16 protein-coding genes are annotated in these 15502 nt (G+C 55.0%); 12 read left to right on the forward strand and 4 right to left on the reverse strand.

Annotated elements, in window-relative coordinates; translation table 11 throughout:
- The first annotated feature begins 201 nt into the window (after positions 1 to 201).
- From sufB to ABA45_RS15245, 7 genes are all read left to right on the forward strand, one after another.
- Positions 202 to 1650: a Fe-S cluster assembly protein SufB gene (gene sufB / locus ABA45_RS15215; protein ID WP_048387529.1), complete on the forward strand. Its 1449-nt coding sequence runs from the start codon at positions 202 to 204 to the stop codon at positions 1648 to 1650.
- 63 nt (positions 1651 to 1713) lie between these two features.
- On the forward strand, positions 1714 to 2478 hold the full coding sequence (gene sufC / locus ABA45_RS15220; RefSeq protein WP_014872488.1) for a Fe-S cluster assembly ATPase SufC: 765 nt from the start codon (positions 1714 to 1716) through the stop codon (positions 2476 to 2478).
- A gap of 15 nt (positions 2479 to 2493) precedes the next feature.
- On the forward strand, positions 2494 to 3795 hold the full coding sequence (gene sufD / locus ABA45_RS15225; RefSeq protein ID WP_048387531.1) for a Fe-S cluster assembly protein SufD: 1302 nt from the start codon (positions 2494 to 2496) through the stop codon (positions 3793 to 3795).
- 6 nt (positions 3796 to 3801) lie between these two features.
- Entirely contained in the window at positions 3802 to 5055 is a 1254-nt protein-coding gene (locus ABA45_RS15230; protein ID WP_048387533.1) for an aminotransferase class V-fold PLP-dependent enzyme, read from the forward strand.
- Positions 5056 to 5068: 13 nt separating this feature from the next.
- Positions 5069 to 5422: a HesB/IscA family protein gene (locus tag ABA45_RS15235; RefSeq protein ID WP_048387535.1), complete on the forward strand. Its 354-nt coding sequence runs from the start codon at positions 5069 to 5071 to the stop codon at positions 5420 to 5422.
- 11 nt (positions 5423 to 5433) lie between these two features.
- Positions 5434 to 5976: a putative Fe-S cluster assembly protein SufT gene (sufT, locus tag ABA45_RS15240; protein ID WP_048387537.1), complete on the forward strand. Its 543-nt coding sequence runs from the start codon at positions 5434 to 5436 to the stop codon at positions 5974 to 5976.
- A complete protein-coding gene (locus tag ABA45_RS15245; protein WP_014872493.1) occupies positions 5976 to 6434 on the forward strand; it encodes a SufE family protein in 459 nt (152 codons plus the stop codon). The genes sufT and ABA45_RS15245 overlap by 1 nt, the downstream gene beginning before the upstream one ends.
- An 85-nt stretch (positions 6435 to 6519) precedes the next feature.
- On the opposite strand, the gene ABA45_RS15250 is transcribed toward ABA45_RS15245, so the two are convergent.
- Positions 6520 to 7749 carry a flagellar assembly protein FlgT gene (locus ABA45_RS15250; RefSeq protein ID WP_048387540.1) on the reverse strand — a complete coding sequence of 410 codons (1230 nt, stop codon included), beginning with the start codon at positions 7747 to 7749 and terminating at the stop codon, positions 6520 to 6522.
- A 3-nt stretch (positions 7750 to 7752) separates the two neighbouring features.
- Positions 7753 to 8286, reverse strand: a complete 534-nt coding sequence (locus tag ABA45_RS15255; RefSeq protein WP_048387542.1) for an LPP20 family lipoprotein — start codon at positions 8284 to 8286, stop codon at positions 7753 to 7755.
- 214 nt (positions 8287 to 8500) lie between these two features.
- On the opposite strand from ABA45_RS15255, the gene ABA45_RS15260 reads away from it, so the two are divergent.
- From ABA45_RS15260 to trmL, 3 genes are all read left to right on the forward strand, one after another.
- Positions 8501 to 9649 carry a multifunctional CCA tRNA nucleotidyl transferase/2'3'-cyclic phosphodiesterase/2'nucleotidase/phosphatase gene (locus tag ABA45_RS15260; RefSeq protein ID WP_198146997.1) on the forward strand — a complete coding sequence of 383 codons (1149 nt, stop codon included), beginning with the start codon at positions 8501 to 8503 and terminating at the stop codon, positions 9647 to 9649.
- Positions 9650 to 9760: 111 nt separating this feature from the next.
- The gene (locus tag ABA45_RS15265) at positions 9761 to 10939 is read left to right on the forward strand and encodes an acetyl-CoA C-acetyltransferase (protein ID WP_048387545.1); all 1179 of its coding nucleotides are present in this window, start codon (positions 9761 to 9763) and stop codon (positions 10937 to 10939) included.
- Between the two features lie 81 nt (positions 10940 to 11020).
- Complete coding sequence (trmL, locus tag ABA45_RS15270) at positions 11021 to 11485, forward strand: tRNA (uridine(34)/cytosine(34)/5-carboxymethylaminomethyluridine(34)-2'-O)-methyltransferase TrmL (RefSeq protein WP_048387547.1); 465 nt, start codon at positions 11021 to 11023, stop codon at positions 11483 to 11485.
- Between the two features lie 42 nt (positions 11486 to 11527).
- On the opposite strand, the gene secB is transcribed toward trmL, so the two are convergent.
- Together secB and ABA45_RS15280 are read right to left on the reverse strand one after the other, a co-directional pair.
- On the reverse strand, positions 11528 to 12034 hold the full coding sequence (secB, locus tag ABA45_RS15275) for a protein-export chaperone SecB (protein ID WP_048387549.1): 507 nt from the start codon (positions 12032 to 12034) through the stop codon (positions 11528 to 11530).
- A gap of 86 nt (positions 12035 to 12120) precedes the next feature.
- Positions 12121 to 12537, reverse strand: a complete 417-nt coding sequence (locus ABA45_RS15280) for a rhodanese-like domain-containing protein (RefSeq protein WP_048387550.1) — start codon at positions 12535 to 12537, stop codon at positions 12121 to 12123.
- A gap of 151 nt (positions 12538 to 12688) precedes the next feature.
- Between ABA45_RS15280 and gpmM the strand changes: the two genes are divergently transcribed.
- Positions 12689 to 14236: a 2,3-bisphosphoglycerate-independent phosphoglycerate mutase gene (gpmM, locus tag ABA45_RS15285; RefSeq protein ID WP_048387552.1), complete on the forward strand. Its 1548-nt coding sequence runs from the start codon at positions 12689 to 12691 to the stop codon at positions 14234 to 14236.
- 20 nt (positions 14237 to 14256) lie between these two features.
- Entirely contained in the window at positions 14257 to 15453 is a 1197-nt protein-coding gene (locus tag ABA45_RS15290) for a murein hydrolase activator EnvC family protein (protein ID WP_084708365.1), read from the forward strand.
- The last annotated feature ends 49 nt before the right edge of the window (positions 15454 to 15502 follow it).

The following is a 15502-nucleotide window of genomic DNA, read 5'->3' on the forward strand; positions in this document are numbered from 1 at the left end:
TGACCGTAACCCAGACGCGCAAACCGCTTTAAAAATGGTTTGCGGCCTAAAAAGGGTTTTCCTCGATTTAATACCTGACTAAATTACTCTGGTATTGTACAATCACAGTCAGCAAGCAACAGATCAGCCCTGCAACCCTTGCGGTTGCTAGCAAATTAAAGGGCGTCACAGCCCACGATAAAAGAACACGGAGCGACGATTATGGCGACCACAGACAAAGAGGTAAGAGAACTCATCAAGCGGGATTACGAACACGGTTTCGTAACCGAGATTGAGTCAGATACCTTTGAGCCGGGCCTTAATGAAGACGTAATTCGCCGTCTTTCTGCACTTAAGCAAGAACCCGAATTCATGCTGGAGTGGCGCCTTAAAGCCTATCGTCGCTGGCTCGATATGGAAGAGCCTGACTGGGCACACGTTAATTACCCAAAGGTAAAATACAACGACATTTCCTATTATTCCGCGCCCAAGCGCCCGGAAGATATGCCTCAGAGCCTCGACGAAGTCGATCCCGAGCTGCTGCGCACCTATGAAAAATTGGGTATTCCGCTGCACGAACGGGCTAAATTAGCGGGCGTTGCTGTAGACGCAGTATTTGACTCTGTCTCTGTCGTGACCACCTTCAAAGAGCCCCTGGAAAAAGCCGGCGTTATCTTCTGCCCGATTTCAGAAGCGGTTCAGAAATACCCGGAACTGGTGAAAAAGTATCTGGGCAGCGTGGTTCCTGCCGCTGACAATTATTTTGCTGCGCTGAATTCGGCGGTATTCTCCGACGGCTCCTTTGTGTACATCCCCAAAGGTGTGCGTTGTCCGATGGAATTGTCGACCTACTTCCGCATCAATGCTGCCAACACCGGTCAGTTCGAGCGCACCTTGATCATTGCCGACGAAGGCAGTTACGTCAGCTATCTGGAAGGTTGCACTGCACCTATGCGCGACGAAAACCAGCTGCACGCTGCAGTCGTCGAACTGGTGCTGCTAAAAGACTCCCAGATCAAATACTCCACGGTACAGAACTGGTACCCAGGCGACGAAAACGGCAAAGGCGGCATCTTCAACTTCGTCACAAAACGCGCCGCCTGCATCGGTGACAACTCCAAAGTATCCTGGACCCAGGTCGAAACCGGTTCAGCGGTCACCTGGAAGTACCCCAGCTGCGTACTGCGCGGCGACAACAGCGTCGGTGAATTTTACTCAGTCGCGCTGACCCACAACTACCAGCAGGCCGACACCGGCACAAAAATGATTCATTTGGGTAAAAATACCCGCAGCACGGTAATTTCCAAGGGTATTTCTGCCGGTCGCAGCTCAAACACCTACCGCGGCCTGATCAAGTTCAATCCGGGAGCCGAAGGTGCACGAAACTTCACCCAGTGCGACTCCCTGCTGATTGGTGACCGCTGCGGCGCCCACACTTTCCCGTACATAGAAAGCAAGAATAAGTCGGCCATCGTGGAACACGAGGCGACCACGTCAAAAGTCAGCGACGAACAGATGTTCCTTTGCCGCCAGCGCGGTATCAACGCGGAACAGGCCGTATCCATGATCGTTAACGGTTTCTGTAAAGAAGTCTTTAAAGAGCTGCCCATGGAGTTTGCAGTAGAAGCCGGCAAACTGCTGGAAGTCAGCCTGGAAGGCTCGGTCGGTTAAGCTTTATAACAGCCCAAAATTTGATTGAAACGAATTCAAAAGCTTAAAAGAGAGAAATTACAAATGCTGAGCATCAAAAACCTGCACGCCTCCGTTGAAGGCAAACAGATTCTCAAAGGCATCAATCTGGAAATAAAAGCCGGCGAAGTCCACGCCATCATGGGCCCCAACGGATCCGGTAAAAGTACCCTGTCGCAGGTGCTGGCAGGCAATGACGCATTTGAAGTCACCGAAGGCGAAGTTACCCTCAATGGCGACAACCTGCTTGAACTACCCACCGAAGAGCGTGCCCGCGAAGGCGTTTTTCTGGCGTTCCAATATCCGGTTGAAATTCCCGGCGTCAGCAACCTGCAATTCCTGCGCACCGCCGTTAACGCGATGCGCAAGCACCAGGGTAAAGACGACATGAACGCCGCTGAATTCATGAAGCTGGCTAAAGAGGTCTCCAAACAGGTCGACCTGGACCCAGCGTTTCTCAAACGCGGCGTGAACGAAGGCTTCTCTGGTGGCGAAAAGAAGCGTAACGAAATCATGCAGGCGTTGCTGCTGCAGCCAAAACTCGCCATTCTTGACGAAACGGACTCCGGCCTCGATATAGACGCCCTGAAAGTGGTTTCTGACGGCGTAAACGCCTTACGTGCACCCGATCGCGCCATTCTGATGATTACCCATTATCAGCGCCTGCTGGACCACATAATTCCAGATTACGTACACGTACTGGCTGATGGTAAAATCATCAAATCAGGCGGCCGCGAACTGGCCTTGGAACTGGAAGCGAAAGGCTATGGTTGGCTCGGCGTCAAAGATAACACAGCTGCCAGCCACTGATCGGGAGGTCGCGACATGAAATCTGCATCTACGCTTTCCAGTGCCTTTTTGCAATCAGCGGGTCAGGCTCTGCCCGAGCCATTGCTAACACTACGCGCTAACAGAGCCAGCGCTCTGACGGGTTTGCTGCTGCCGACGCGCAAAACTGAAAACTGGAAGTACTCAGCCAAGCATCTGAAACTGACCGATGACATGGCCAGCTCTTTGCCACTGAACGCCAGTGCCGGCGCCGAAGCCGACATTCAGGGTTACACCGTGGTGCTGGTAAATGGCGTTGTGCGCCCCGAAGCCAGCAACTACCCAGCGCTGAAAGGCCTTAGCATACAGCGTTTCAGTGATTTGGACGGCGATGACGCCGAGCTTGCCGCCGACCTGCTTGGCAAATCCATCAGCGATCAGCCAGCAAAACACGGTTCGATAAACCTGACGTCGCTGAACGCTGCGCGCTTTGAAGACGGCCTGCTGATTCAGTTGCAGCCAGGCACCGTGCTCGACCAGCCGCTGTTTGTGATTCACCACACCAGCGCCAGCCACAGCGGGTCTGCCTTCCCTTGTATTTTGGTAGCCGCAGGCAGCAACAGCCAGCTCACCCTGGTGGAAGACTATGTTTCCAGCGGCGAAAGCCCGGTGATGGTCAACACCGCCACCGAGTTCAGCCTGGGCGATGGCGCTAACATCACCAGTGTGCGCCTGAATACCGAAGGTCAGAATGTGCAGCACATGGGCACCACCGGCGTGCGCCAGCAGCGCAACTCGCGTTTTGAAAGCCACAGCGTTGGCTTTGGTGGCACCTTGCGCCGTCACGACTTGCATGTGCGCCTTGAAGGCGAAGGTGGCGAGTGCAAGCTCAATGGCGTGGTGGTTACCCAGGGTACCCAGCATTACGACAACCACACCACCATCGAACACGTTGCGGCCCACTGCAACAGCGAAGAAAGTTATCGCAACATTGCGGCAGACAAATCCCACGCTATTTTTAACGGCCGTATACACATTCATCAGGATGCGCAAAAATCCAACGCCAACATGAGCAACAAAAACCTGCTGCTCACCAACGGTGCGGAAATTAACACCAAGCCAGAACTGGAAATTTACGCTGACGACGTAAAGTGCGCCCACGGCGCGACCATTGGCCAGCTTGATAACGAATCCATATTTTATCTTGTATCCCGTGGCCTTAGCCGCCGTGATGCAAAAGTTCTGCTGACCATGGCGTTTATCAATGAACTGGTGGCGCAGATTCCGGTGGAACTGGTGCGTAACACCGCCAACACCGGACTGAACCAGTTTTTCGACCAGGCATTCCAAGAGGTATAATCGGTTATGAGCACTTTGTCTGTGGCCAAAACCACCCAACCGCTGTTTGACGTATACGCGGTACGCCGGGATTTTCCTATACTGTCGCAACAGGTAAACGGCAAACCGCTGGTGTATCTGGACAACGGCGCTTCGTCACAACGCCCGGAAGCGGTGTTGCAAGCCATGGACAGCTATTACCGGGAAATGCACTCCAACGTTCACCGGGGTGCTCACACCTTGGCGGATCGCGCTACTACCGCCTTTGAAGGCGCGCGCAAGAAGGTCCAGCAGTTTTTAAATGCGCCCAGCGCACGGGAAATTATCTGGACTCGCGGCACCACCGAAGCTATCAACCTGGTGGCCAACGGCCTGGCTCCGCTGCTCAAGCCCGGTGACGAAATCCTGCTGAGTCAGATGGAGCACCACGCCAACATCGTGCCCTGGCAGATGCTGGCAGAGCGCACCGGCGCCAAGGTATTGCCGATTGATGTAACGCCGGAAGGCGAGCTGGACATGGATTCGTTTCACTCACTGTTGGGTGAGCGCACCCGCGTTCTGGCCATCACCCACGTATCCAACGCGTTGGGCACGGTGAATCCGGTGGCTGACATGGTGGCCAAAGCCAAAACACAGGGCGTGATCACGCTGGTCGATGGCGCGCAGGCCGTCGGCCACTTCCAGCCCGATGTGCAGGCGCTGGATTGCGATTTTTACGTGTTCTCGGCGCACAAGCTGTTTGGCCCCACCGGCATTGGTGTGCTCTATGGCAGAGCCGCGTTGCTGGAAGCTATGCCCCCCTGGCAAGGCGGCGGCGAAATGATTGAACGGGTAAGCTTTGCTGGCACCACCTACAACACCTTGCCTTACAAGTTTGAAGCCGGCACTCCGGCCATCGCTGAAGCCGTGGGCCTGGGCGCCGCTATTGATTATTTGGCCACCCTCGATCGCGATGCAATGGAAGCGGCCGAAAGCGGCCTACTCCAGCGCGCCAACGAGCTGGTCTCTAGCGTGCCGGGTATGACCATAATTGGCACTTCGCCCAACAAAGTGCCGCTGATATCCTTTAAGATTGATGGCCTGCACCCCAGTGACATTGGTACTTTGCTCGATCAGCAGGGTATTGCCATTCGCGCCGGTCACCACTGTGCCATGCCGCTGATGGAGTATTACGGGCTTCCCGGTGGTACAGCACGGGCGTCGTTCGCGTTCTACAATACCTTGGAAGAAGTAGAACAGCTGTTCGCTGCTCTGCAAAAAATACAGCGTTTATTTGCCTAATGGAGGTGAAATTATGACAGCCCAAGTATTCACCCCAACCATTGCAGTCACCATGACTCCCAGTGCGATTAAACACGTGCGCAAGCAGTTGGACAAAAGGCCCGAAGCGCTAGGCATTCGTCTTGCCATTAAAAAGAGCGGATGTTCCGGCTTTAAATACGAAACCCAGTGGGTGGAAGAGTCCGGCAGCGATGACCAAATATTTCATATCGACGGCGTAGACCTGTTTGTAAAAGACGAACACATGTCACTGGTGAACGGTATTGAAATTGATTTTGTTACCGAAGGCGTGAACTCCACCTTCGAGTTTCGCAACCCCAACGCCACCGCAGAATGTGGCTGCGGCGAAAGCTTTACAGTGGTATGACGGAGTAACAGATGCAAGAACGGGAAGTTGTACTGACCAAACGCGAAGTGGAAGCCCGCCTGGTTCCCTCCGGAACGGAAATCATGATTCCTTCGGATACCTTTGTCACCATTACCCAATCACTGGGCGGCACATTTACAGTGGCGGTTAATGGCAATTTAGCGCGCATTGAAGGCCACGACGCCGACGCTTTGGGCAAAAAGCCACTGGTCAGTAATTTTGATACTCCGGAAGATGGCACGGTAAACGAAAATCAGATGTGGGAAGCTCTGCGTAACTGTTATGACCCAGAGATTCCGGTCAACGTTGTAGAACTGGGGCTGATTTATAACTGCTCCATCAAGCAAGAACCAGAGCACGGCAATCACATTCACATCACCATGACGCTTACCGCCGCGGGTTGCGGCATGGGCCCGGTGATTGCCGAGGATGTGAAAACCAAATTGGAACATGTGCCCAACGTTGATAAGGTCACTGTAGACCTGACCTTTGACCCGCCCTGGAACAGCGATATGCTGACCGACGAAGCCAAACTGGAACTGGGGATGTTGTAATGACCAACAGCGCAACCGACTTCACGAAAAATCCGCTGGGTACCAGCACCACAATGGAAGACGTGTTTGAAGCCTTCGAGCTGCTGGACGACTGGGAAGATCGTTACGCGTTCATCATCGACCTAGGTAAACAGCTACCACCGTTTCCAGATTCCGAACGCAATGAAAAGAATTACGTGCACGGCTGCCAGAGCCAGGTGTGGCTGACTCACCACTACGAAGAAGCCAGCGGCAAGCTGTTCCTGCTGATCGATTCTGATGCCATTATTGTGCGTGGGCTGGCGGCGATCATTCTGGTGGCGCTGAACAATCACGAACCCCGTGAACTGCTGGCCATCGACATCGACGAGCTGTTTGAACGCCTGGATTTATTCCGCCACATTTCGCCAACCCGCGGCAACGGTCTGCGTTCGATGATCAGCAAAATCCGCGATGTCGCCTCTAAGGAAGCCGCATAACCGATAACTGTTTTGGCCCAGACACATCAGAAAAGGCCCGCATATGCGGGCCTTTTCTTTGGCAAACGATAATTCACGCAACGCACTACCACACCACGGCGATATCGTCCTGCTGGATATTGGTTTGGCCACCATGGGCCGACAACTTACCGGAAGCGAACTCGGGATGAACATTGTTGAGTGTGATGTTGACCCCGGTTTCCGTCAGCTCAGGTGTTGCGTCCAGAGCCTCAAAATGCTGTGCACTGCGGTACACCTGCAGCGTTGCTGACGGCCTTAATCCGGAGGTGGCTCCCGATTCAATAGTGGCAAGTTCACCGTCAACGCGATTGATTCGGGTCATAAACGGCTGGCAATTCAGCGCATCCGTCACTGACTTGGCCATGTCATCCATTACCTGCGCTACCGCTTTACCATAGTCGGTTTGTTCAAAACCGGCCGAAGCAAAACCCTTGGCACTGCCGAGGCCAGCGTTCCATTGCTCGCGGGCACTAAAGCGCTGCTGGTAAACCGGCGCCCCACTAAAACCATCGTAAATCACCATATCCGCAATAAAGCGCCGGCTCTGGTCTACCGCCCCCACGCTACGCTTCAATTTGCCGAGTACCGACGTATTCCAGGCCGAAGGGTCAGCCACATCCAGGTCTCGTATAACACCGCTAACTACAAACTGGGCGCCCAGTTCCCGAGCCAACTGGCGTACATTGGTCAGCCGATTGTCATCTTGCTGGGCAGTCGGTGCGTTCAGTAAATCGCCATACATCCGCAAATTGGTCGCCGCAAGAATCTGCACGCTACCGGCTTCACGCAAACGCATTTGTAACTGCTGCGGCAGCATTTCGCCGGCATCATCCAGCCGCCCAACGCGGGCGTGATCAGGGTACAACAATGGAAATCCGGTAATCGCCACGCGTTTTTTCAACGTCGACGCAGCACCGTGACCACAACTGCGTTGCTGGGAGGTCATGTCTGCGCGCAGAGTCAAGCGCAGCAACTGGCCGCTGCGAAACTCATCCACCACCTGCACATTGCGGGCGCCGACATTGCTGGTAACGCGCAAGCGCGAATTCGTCAGCACGCCGTTTTCAATTGTATCGCTGTTGCTGATACGGGCGTCGTATTGCAATGCCATGTCGCGCATAGCCGCCTGCCGTGCCTGGGCTCTGGCGCTTTCAATGTCACCATTCTGGATGCTGGCATGGCCGACCCCCTCAACAACCGCGGCCAACAGCGACTGGCTAGCAAGAACCAGTGCTAAAGCACAGGCAGCCGAGATTGTAATACGCTGTTTGAGCCTTCGGTAGAAAGCAGTCATCGCTTAATCCAGGTAGTAAAGAGAATCGGTGTTGCTGCTGCGAACATCGCCGGCACTGTCATTTTCACCGGGCAAGGATAATGAGCAATAACGGGCAACCTGAGTGTCGGGCACACTGGCAACGCACTGACGAAAGCGTGGCTCCAGTTTCAATTCGACAACCGTTTCCACGACGCCGTCACTATGTTCGTTCACAGATACAGTTTTCATACCGCGCAAATAGCTGTCAACGTAGGCGCGAAAGTCGTCGCTCTGCAGTACAAAGTCGTTCACCGTCGCACCGCCGTAAACCACCGTACCGTAAACCCGTTCCGCCAGGTTACGATAAGCATCGAGCTGTGAGGCCCTGCGCGCCATCAGGCGCTTGCGTGTGTCCAACCGATCTTTGGTGGCGTCTACATAGGTGCCATAGCCGCTAACCCGCAGGGTAATCGGCGCGAAGCGGTTAGCATCTGCGTTGCGGCCCTGCTGCCCCGTGGGAGCGCAAGCTGTCGTCATCAACAGCGCCAGTAACGCGGTTATAACGCGAAGTGTCATTACTAATCTCCGAAAATGCGGTTTGACCACTACATGAAAGAATCGGGCCAGGTTATACAAGTCGCTGACCGTGCTAATATTTTTACGAAGGCGCCTAAATATATCCAGCGTAGACGGCAAAAAACCGCCGCGCCGGCATAACCGGCAACAACTTGTGTAGCAGCGGCTTCTGACCTAATCTGCGCCACAACTTCTCGTTATTATGGACACCTTTATGAACATCTACCTGGTTGGCGGCGCAGTGCGCGATCAACTGCTGGGCCTGCCAGTGAAAGACCGCGACTGGGTGGTGGTGGGCGCCACACCCGAAGCCATGCTGGCACAAGGTTTTCGCCAGGTGGGCGCTGATTTCCCTGTGTTCCTGCATCCGCATACCCACGAAGAGTATGCGCTGGCCCGCACCGAGCGAAAGCAAGGCACTGGCTACCACGGGTTCACGGTGCACAGCGCACCCGACGTAACCCTCGAAGAAGACCTGAAGCGCCGCGATCTGACAGTTAATGCCATGGCGCAGGCCAAAGGCGGCGAGATTATCGATCCTTTCGGCGGCCAGCAGGATCTTCAAGACCGCCTGTTGCGTCACGTTTCCGAAGCCTTCGCTGAAGATCCTCTGCGCATTCTGCGCACCGCACGTTTTGCCGCCCGCTTCGCGCCTCAGGGTTTTACTATTCACCCCCACACCTTGCAATTGATGCAGGCCATGACTGACGCCGGCGAAGTGGGCCACCTGGTACCTGAACGGGTGTGGCAAGAGCTTCAGCGCGCCTTACACGAGGCTTCTCCAGTGACGTTTTTTGAGGTGCTACACCGTTGTGGCGCCCTGATTGAACTCCTGCCAGAATTTGCAGCACAGCCAGAACGCCAGCAGGCCCTTAACGCCCTGCAGCAATTGCACCAGAATTTACCCGGCGCCAACACAGCGCAGCGAATTGCAGCGTTGTTACTGCCGCTTTCCAGCGCACAAGCCAACAATCGAGCGACTTTATTAAAGGCGCCAAAAGTCTGCCAGGAGCTTGCCACCCTGGCCTGCACCCTGCGCTGTTCATCCTGCATGAACACCACCCATAGCCAAAACGAACTGGCGGAGCAGCTGCTGGAAACCCTTAACGCGGCAGACGCCTGGCGCCGGCCAGAACGCCTGCAAGAAGCGCTGCAGTTGTTGCGCGTCACATTGCCCCTTCAAAACGGCCTCGACCTGCCTTTACAACAGATCAGGCTGCAACAGCTGGCAGAATCGTTGCAGGCGGCTGCAGGGGTACAAGCCAAAACTTTACTGGCCCAGGGTTACCGGGGGCCAGAACTGGGCCAGGCTATGAACCAGAGCCGGCTGGAGGCCGTCCACAGCGTAATAAACAAGCGCTAAAACGGTCACAAAGTCAGCGGTTGGTGCTCGCCGGTCAAACGGCTACAATGTGGATAGTTTGACTCAGGCGCGGCAAACCTGTCGCCCGCATGCTAAAAAGGGAGAATGCTCATGCGTGATGTTGTCATTGTGGCCGCCAAGCGGACAGCGGTTGGCGGTTTTGGTGGGGGATTATCAACCCTGCGCGCTGACCAGCTTGGAACGGCTGTCATCAAAGCGCTGATGGAAGAAACCGGCATTGCCGGTGATCAGGTCAGCGAAGTTGTTATGGGCCAGGTACTCACCGCGGGCTGCGGCCAGAATCCGGCGCGCCAGGCCTCTATTAACGCCGGGCTGCCGGTGACTGTGCCGGCTATGACCATCAATAAGGTTTGCGGTTCTGGCCTGAAAGCCGTGCACATGGCAGTGCAGTCTATCCGCAACGGCGACGCAGAAATCGTCATTGCCGGTGGCCAAGAAAGCATGAGCCAGGCGCCCCACGTTCTCCCCAACAGCCGTAATGGTCAGCGTATGGGCAATTGGGCATTGGTAGACACCATGGTTAATGACGGTCTGTGGGACGCTTTCAACGACTATCACATGGGCATAACCACCGAAAATATCGTTGAAAAATACGGCATCAGCCGTGAAGAGCAAGATCAATTCGCAGCTGCGTCGCAGCAAAAAGCCGTAGCAGCGCAAAAAGCCGGTCGCTTTGACAACGAAATCGTGCCGGTTTCGATTCCTCAGCGTAAGGGCGACCCGATTGTTGTCGCCAAAGACGAAGGCCCACGCGATGGCACTACAGCCGAAGGCCTGTCTAAGTTGCGCCCTGCGTTCAAAAAGGACGGCACAGTAACGGCCGCTAACTCCTCGACCCTCAACGATGGCGCAGCCGCCGTTATGGTGTGCAGCGCTGAAAAAGCCAAAGAACTGGGCTTGACCGTACTTGCCACCATCAAAGCCCAGTCCAGTGCTGGCGTAGACCCCAGTGTTATGGGCACCGGCCCAATTCCTGCCAGCAAACGCTGCCTGAAACTGGCGGGTTGGGACGTTAGCGATCTGGACCTGATTGAAGCCAACGAAGCCTTCGCGGCACAGGCTATTTCGGTCAACCGCGATATGGGCTGGGACCTAGCCAAGGTTAACGTCAACGGTGGCGCTATTGCCATGGGCCACCCGATCGGTGCTTCCGGCTGCCGTATTCTGGTCAGCCTGCTGCACGAAATGGTGCGTCAAGATGCCAAAAAAGGCTTGGCAACACTGTGCATCGGTGGCGGCATGGGTGTGGCGTTGGCGGTTGAGCGCTAGCTCAACATGCTAAATAGAACGCTAGCTCAACATGTTAAACGGAGCGCTATCTCAAGATGTTAAACGGGACGCTAATTTAATATGCTGAATATCGTGCTGTACGAGCCGGAAATTCCTCCAAATACCGGGAACATTATCCGGCTCTGCGCCAACACCGGTTGTAAGCTGCACCTGATTGAACCACTGGGGTTTACTCTGGAAGACAAACAGATGCGGCGTGCCGGGCTGGATTACAGCGAATACGCCAGTGTAAAAGTACACAAAAGCTACCCGGCGTTTTTACAATCCGAGCAGCCGCAACGGCTGTTTGGGCTGACTACGAAAGGCAGTCACTACTATCATGAGGTCAGTTACCATGACGGTGACTATCTGATGTTCGGGCCGGAAACCCGCGGCTTGCCCGCACCGGTTCGCGATTCCCTAGCCGATGGCCACTGCCTGAGAGTGCCCATGTGCGCTCACAGCCGCAGCCTGAATCTGTCGAATACTGCGGCTCTGGTGGTTTACGAAGCTTGGCGGCAATTGGCATTTTGCGGCTCTGAATAAAAAACCCGGCTCTCAAGCTGGGTTTTTTGCTCGTTCAGAAAGTCAGTGAGTTTTGGCGTCACTGGTGGCTTCTGCAGCCGTCACTTCTTCTTGCTTGCGCTGAAGTGCCTGGGCATAAATCGCGTCGAAGTTAACCGGCGCCAGCATCAGTGCCGGAAAGCTACCACGGCCTACCAAATTATCAATGGCTTCGCGGGCGTAAGGGAACAGGATAGTCGGGCAGTAGGCACCCAACATGTGGTCCAGTTGCTGAGGTTCCACGCCGTTTACCAGAAAAACGCCGGCCTGTTGGATTTCAACAATGTAGGCCACTTTCTCTTCAATTTTTGCCGTTACCGTGAGTGACAGCACAACTTCGTACTGATTATCGCTGACTTTGCTATGCCCTGTGTTCAGATCAAGATTGACCTGCGGCTTCCACTGATCCTGAAACACCGTCGGAGCATTGGGGGATTCGAAAGAAAGATCTTTTACATAAATGCGCTGCATGGCGAACTGTGGTTGATTCTTGTTTTCATTGCCTGCTGCAGCTTGCGAATTCTCAGCCATGTTCAATCCTCTATTATCAATCTGGGCTTGATTGCCCCGTGGATTAAGCGACGTTCTGCGGCGCTAGGCGGCAACACGACCCTTCGTTATTTCTTTACCAGCGGCAAATTGCTGGCTCTCCAGTCAGCAATTCCACCGCTCAGGCGTACCACATTGGCAAAACCGTCAGTATTAAGCTGTTTGACCGCCATAGCAGAATGCTGCCCCATCTTGTCGACCACAATCAGCTGCTTTTCTTTGTGCTTGGACAGCTCACTGCTGCGGCTTTTCAAAGCGCTCAATGGAATATTCATCGAGCCCGTGATGCGCCCTTCGTTGAATTCTTTGCGGTCACGGATATCCACCACCACCGCTTCGTCCCGGTTAATGAGGCTTACAGCGCCTTGGGCGGAAATTTTGGCACCACCGCGGCGAGTTTCCAAGGCCAGCAGCGCCAGAAGCAAGGCCACGAATACCGACACCAGAATGTAATGGTTAACAACAAATTCAAACAAGCGATCCATGAAAACACCCTGCAAAATAATTTGGCAAGATTATACACACCCGCAGCCCTGCGCAGAAGGTAACCGGCGTGGCATGAGCAAATGAAAGCGGTTAGAATCTTGAATCCCACTCATATCGACAACAACATACTGCCATTAACTGGAGCACGTCATGACAGCGATTCGCACGCCAACAGCACTCATTATTCTTGACGGCTGGGGCCACCGCGACCCGGCCGAAGACAACGCTATCAGCAACGCCAATACACCGTTCTGGGATGGTTTGTGGCAAAACAACCCGAAAACGCTGATTAACACCTCCGGAATGTTTGTAGGCTTGCCCAGCGGACAAATGGGCAATTCCGAAGTAGGCCACATGAATCTTGGCGCCGGTCGCGTTGTATACCAGAATCTGACCCGCATCGACAAAGACCTGAAAGACGGTGGTTTCCAGAAAAACCCGGCCCTGTGCAAAGCTATAGATGCCGCTGTAAGCCAGGGTAAAGCCGTTCACCTGATTGGTCTGCTGTCGCCAGGCGGCGTTCACAGCCATGAAAGCCACATTCTTGCCGCCGCAGAATTGGCTGCAGCACGCGGCGCTAAAGCCGTTTACCTGCACGCCATTCTAGATGGCCGCGACATGCCCCCGCGCAGCGCCAAAGCGTCGCTGGAAAAAGCCTCGGCCAGCCTTGCCGCACTTGGCGTTGCCCGCATTGCGAGCGTTACCGGGCGCTACTTTGCCATGGACCGCGACAACCGCTGGGACCGCGTAGAATCTGCTTACAACGTCATGACACTAGGTCAAGCTGAATACGCTTGCGAAAGCGCGGCAACTGCTCTGGAGCAGGCTTACGAACGCGATGAAAATGATGAATTTGTAAAACCAACCCGCATTCAGGCCGAAGGTGATACCACCGCCACTATTAACGATGGCGACGCCGTGTTGTTTATGAACTTCCGCGCAGACCGCGCCCGCGAACTGACACGCACCTTTGTTGACGCCGATTTTGACAGTTTCAAACGCAAAAAAGTGCCCCAGTTGGCCGACTTTGTAATGCTGACGGAATACGCCGCCGATATTAAAGCAAGCTGCGCTTATCCGTCGGCGCAGTTGGTGAATGGCCTGGGCGAATATCTGGCCAACGCGGGCAAAACCCAACTGAGGATTTCAGAAACCGAAAAATACGCCCACGTTACCTTCTTTTTCAACGGCGGCCGCGAAGAGCCATTTACCGGAGAAGACCGCATTCTGGTACCGTCCCCAGACGTTGCGACCTATGACATGAAGCCGGAGATGAGCGCCCCGGAGGTGACAGACAAACTGGTTGAAGCCATTAAAAGCGGCAAATACGACTTGATCATCTGCAACTATGCCAACGGCGACATGGTGGGCCACACGGGCAAGCTGGACGCTGCCATCAAAGCGGCCGAATGCCTGGACGCCTGCGTAAAGCGTGTTGTAGAAGCGCTTGCAGAAGTGGATGGCGAAGGCCTGATCACTGCTGACCACGGCAACTGCGAGCAAATGCAAGACCCGGTGTCCGGCCAGGTACACACTGCCCACACCACTGGCCCTGTGCCCCTGGTATACACCGGCCCAAAACAGATAACGCTGAACGACGGTGGCGCCCTGAGCGATGTGGCGCCTACGCTGCTAGCGCTGATGGGCGTGGCTCAACCCACCGAAATGACAGGCCACAGCCTGGCTGAGATCGGTTGACTGTAAACGGACCGGTTGCCATGTTACGCACGCTACTGGTGCTACCCTTGCTACTGGCGCTGGCCTTTGCCAGCGCAGCCCCGGTAGCCGCGCAAACAGCGGCTGCACAGCAGGCAACTTCTCAACAGGTAACTCCGGCCCAGATTGAAAAGCTGAAAAAGCAGATTGGCGCCATTAATCAGTGGCTAACCAAGGCGGAAAAAGACCGCTCGCAACTGCAACAACAGCTAACCGGCCTGGAGCGCAGCATCAGCGACCTGACCCGAGAAGCCCGCAACCTAAAGCAGCAGGCCGCCAACCAGCAAACACAGCTGGCAGAATTGGACACCCGGCAACAGCAGTTGACCCTCGTCCTCAACAGCCAGCGCGAACAGCTCAAGAAGCTGCTGCGCCAGGCATGGATGGAAGGTGACGCCAGCGCCCTGAAAGTGCTGTTCAACGAAACCGACCCCAACAATATTGCCCGCACCCTCACCTATTACGAATATCTGGGCAATTACACAGTCGACCAGGTACAGGCTTTTCAGGCCAGCCTGGCAGAGCTGAACCAAACCCGCACGCAAATGCAGAATACCCGCGCCAGACTGGCCACCACCGAAGCTGATGTAGAGCAACGCCAACAAGAACTTGCGCAAACCCGCAAGCAGCGCGAACAGACTCTAGCAAGCCTGAACGCAGACATCGGCCAGCGTCGCAGTGAGCGCGACGGACTGGCCGCCGATCAAAAACGCCTGGAGGCCCTGTTAAAGGAAGTGCAACAGGTCATCACCAGCATACCTGCGCCAAATCCTAACCAGCCATTTGCGACACTGCGCAAAAAAATGCCCTGGCCCGCTGCTGGAACGGTCGTCAGCAGCTTTGGCGAAACCTATGCCGACGGCAAACTACGCCGCAACGGCTTACTAATGCACACCGACACAAGCGCAGAAGTGCGGGCTATTCATTACGGCCGTGTTGTATTCGCCAATTTCCTGCGGGGCTTTGGACTGCTAACCATTATTGACCACGGCGACGGTTATATGACCCTGTACGGCCATGCCAGCAGCCTTTACACCACAACCGGAGACTGGGTGGATGCCGGCGAGGCCATTGCTCAGGCAGGCCAGACCGGCGGCACCGACAAAACCGCGCTGTATTTTGAAATACGCCACAACGGCAAACCCGATAATCCGTCACGCTGGCTGGCCGGGCAACCCGCGAAACCCGGCAAGAGCTGACAAACGCCAGCGCTCCCGCCATACTGTGGCGAATTAGCGAAAACCTGCC

Origin of the sequence: Marinobacter psychrophilus (assembly GCF_001043175.1) — a bacterium.
Taxonomy (GTDB): Bacteria; Pseudomonadota; Gammaproteobacteria; order Pseudomonadales; family Oleiphilaceae; genus Marinobacter; species Marinobacter psychrophilus.

Bases quoted from the DNA above. Each gene is read 5' to 3' on its own strand.
- sufB (WP_048387529.1), top strand. From the start codon at position 202: ATGGCGACCACAGACAAAGAGGTAAGAGAACTCATCAAGCGGGATTAC.
- sufC (WP_014872488.1), top strand. From the start codon at position 1,714: ATGCTGAGCATCAAAAACCTGCACGCCTCCGTTGAAGGCAAACAGATT.
- sufD (WP_048387531.1), top strand. From the start codon at position 2,494: ATGAAATCTGCATCTACGCTTTCCAGTGCCTTTTTGCAATCAGCGGGT.
- ABA45_RS15230 (WP_048387533.1), top strand. From the start codon at position 3,802: ATGAGCACTTTGTCTGTGGCCAAAACCACCCAACCGCTGTTTGACGTA.
- ABA45_RS15235 (WP_048387535.1), top strand. From the start codon at position 5,069: ATGACAGCCCAAGTATTCACCCCAACCATTGCAGTCACCATGACTCCC.
- sufT (WP_048387537.1), top strand. From the start codon at position 5,434: ATGCAAGAACGGGAAGTTGTACTGACCAAACGCGAAGTGGAAGCCCGC.
- ABA45_RS15245 (WP_014872493.1), top strand. From the start codon at position 5,976: ATGACCAACAGCGCAACCGACTTCACGAAAAATCCGCTGGGTACCAGC.
- ABA45_RS15250 (WP_048387540.1), bottom strand. From the start codon at position 7,749: ATGACTGCTTTCTACCGAAGGCTCAAACAGCGTATTACAATCTCGGCT.
- ABA45_RS15255 (WP_048387542.1), bottom strand. From the start codon at position 8,286: ATGACACTTCGCGTTATAACCGCGTTACTGGCGCTGTTGATGACGACA.
- ABA45_RS15260 (WP_198146997.1), top strand. From the start codon at position 8,501: ATGAACATCTACCTGGTTGGCGGCGCAGTGCGCGATCAACTGCTGGGC.
- ABA45_RS15265 (WP_048387545.1), top strand. From the start codon at position 9,761: ATGCGTGATGTTGTCATTGTGGCCGCCAAGCGGACAGCGGTTGGCGGT.
- trmL (WP_048387547.1), top strand. From the start codon at position 11,021: ATGCTGAATATCGTGCTGTACGAGCCGGAAATTCCTCCAAATACCGGG.
- secB (WP_048387549.1), bottom strand. From the start codon at position 12,034: ATGGCTGAGAATTCGCAAGCTGCAGCAGGCAATGAAAACAAGAATCAA.
- ABA45_RS15280 (WP_048387550.1), bottom strand. From the start codon at position 12,537: ATGGATCGCTTGTTTGAATTTGTTGTTAACCATTACATTCTGGTGTCG.
- gpmM (WP_048387552.1), top strand. From the start codon at position 12,689: ATGACAGCGATTCGCACGCCAACAGCACTCATTATTCTTGACGGCTGG.
- ABA45_RS15290 (WP_084708365.1), top strand. From the start codon at position 14,257: ATGTTACGCACGCTACTGGTGCTACCCTTGCTACTGGCGCTGGCCTTT.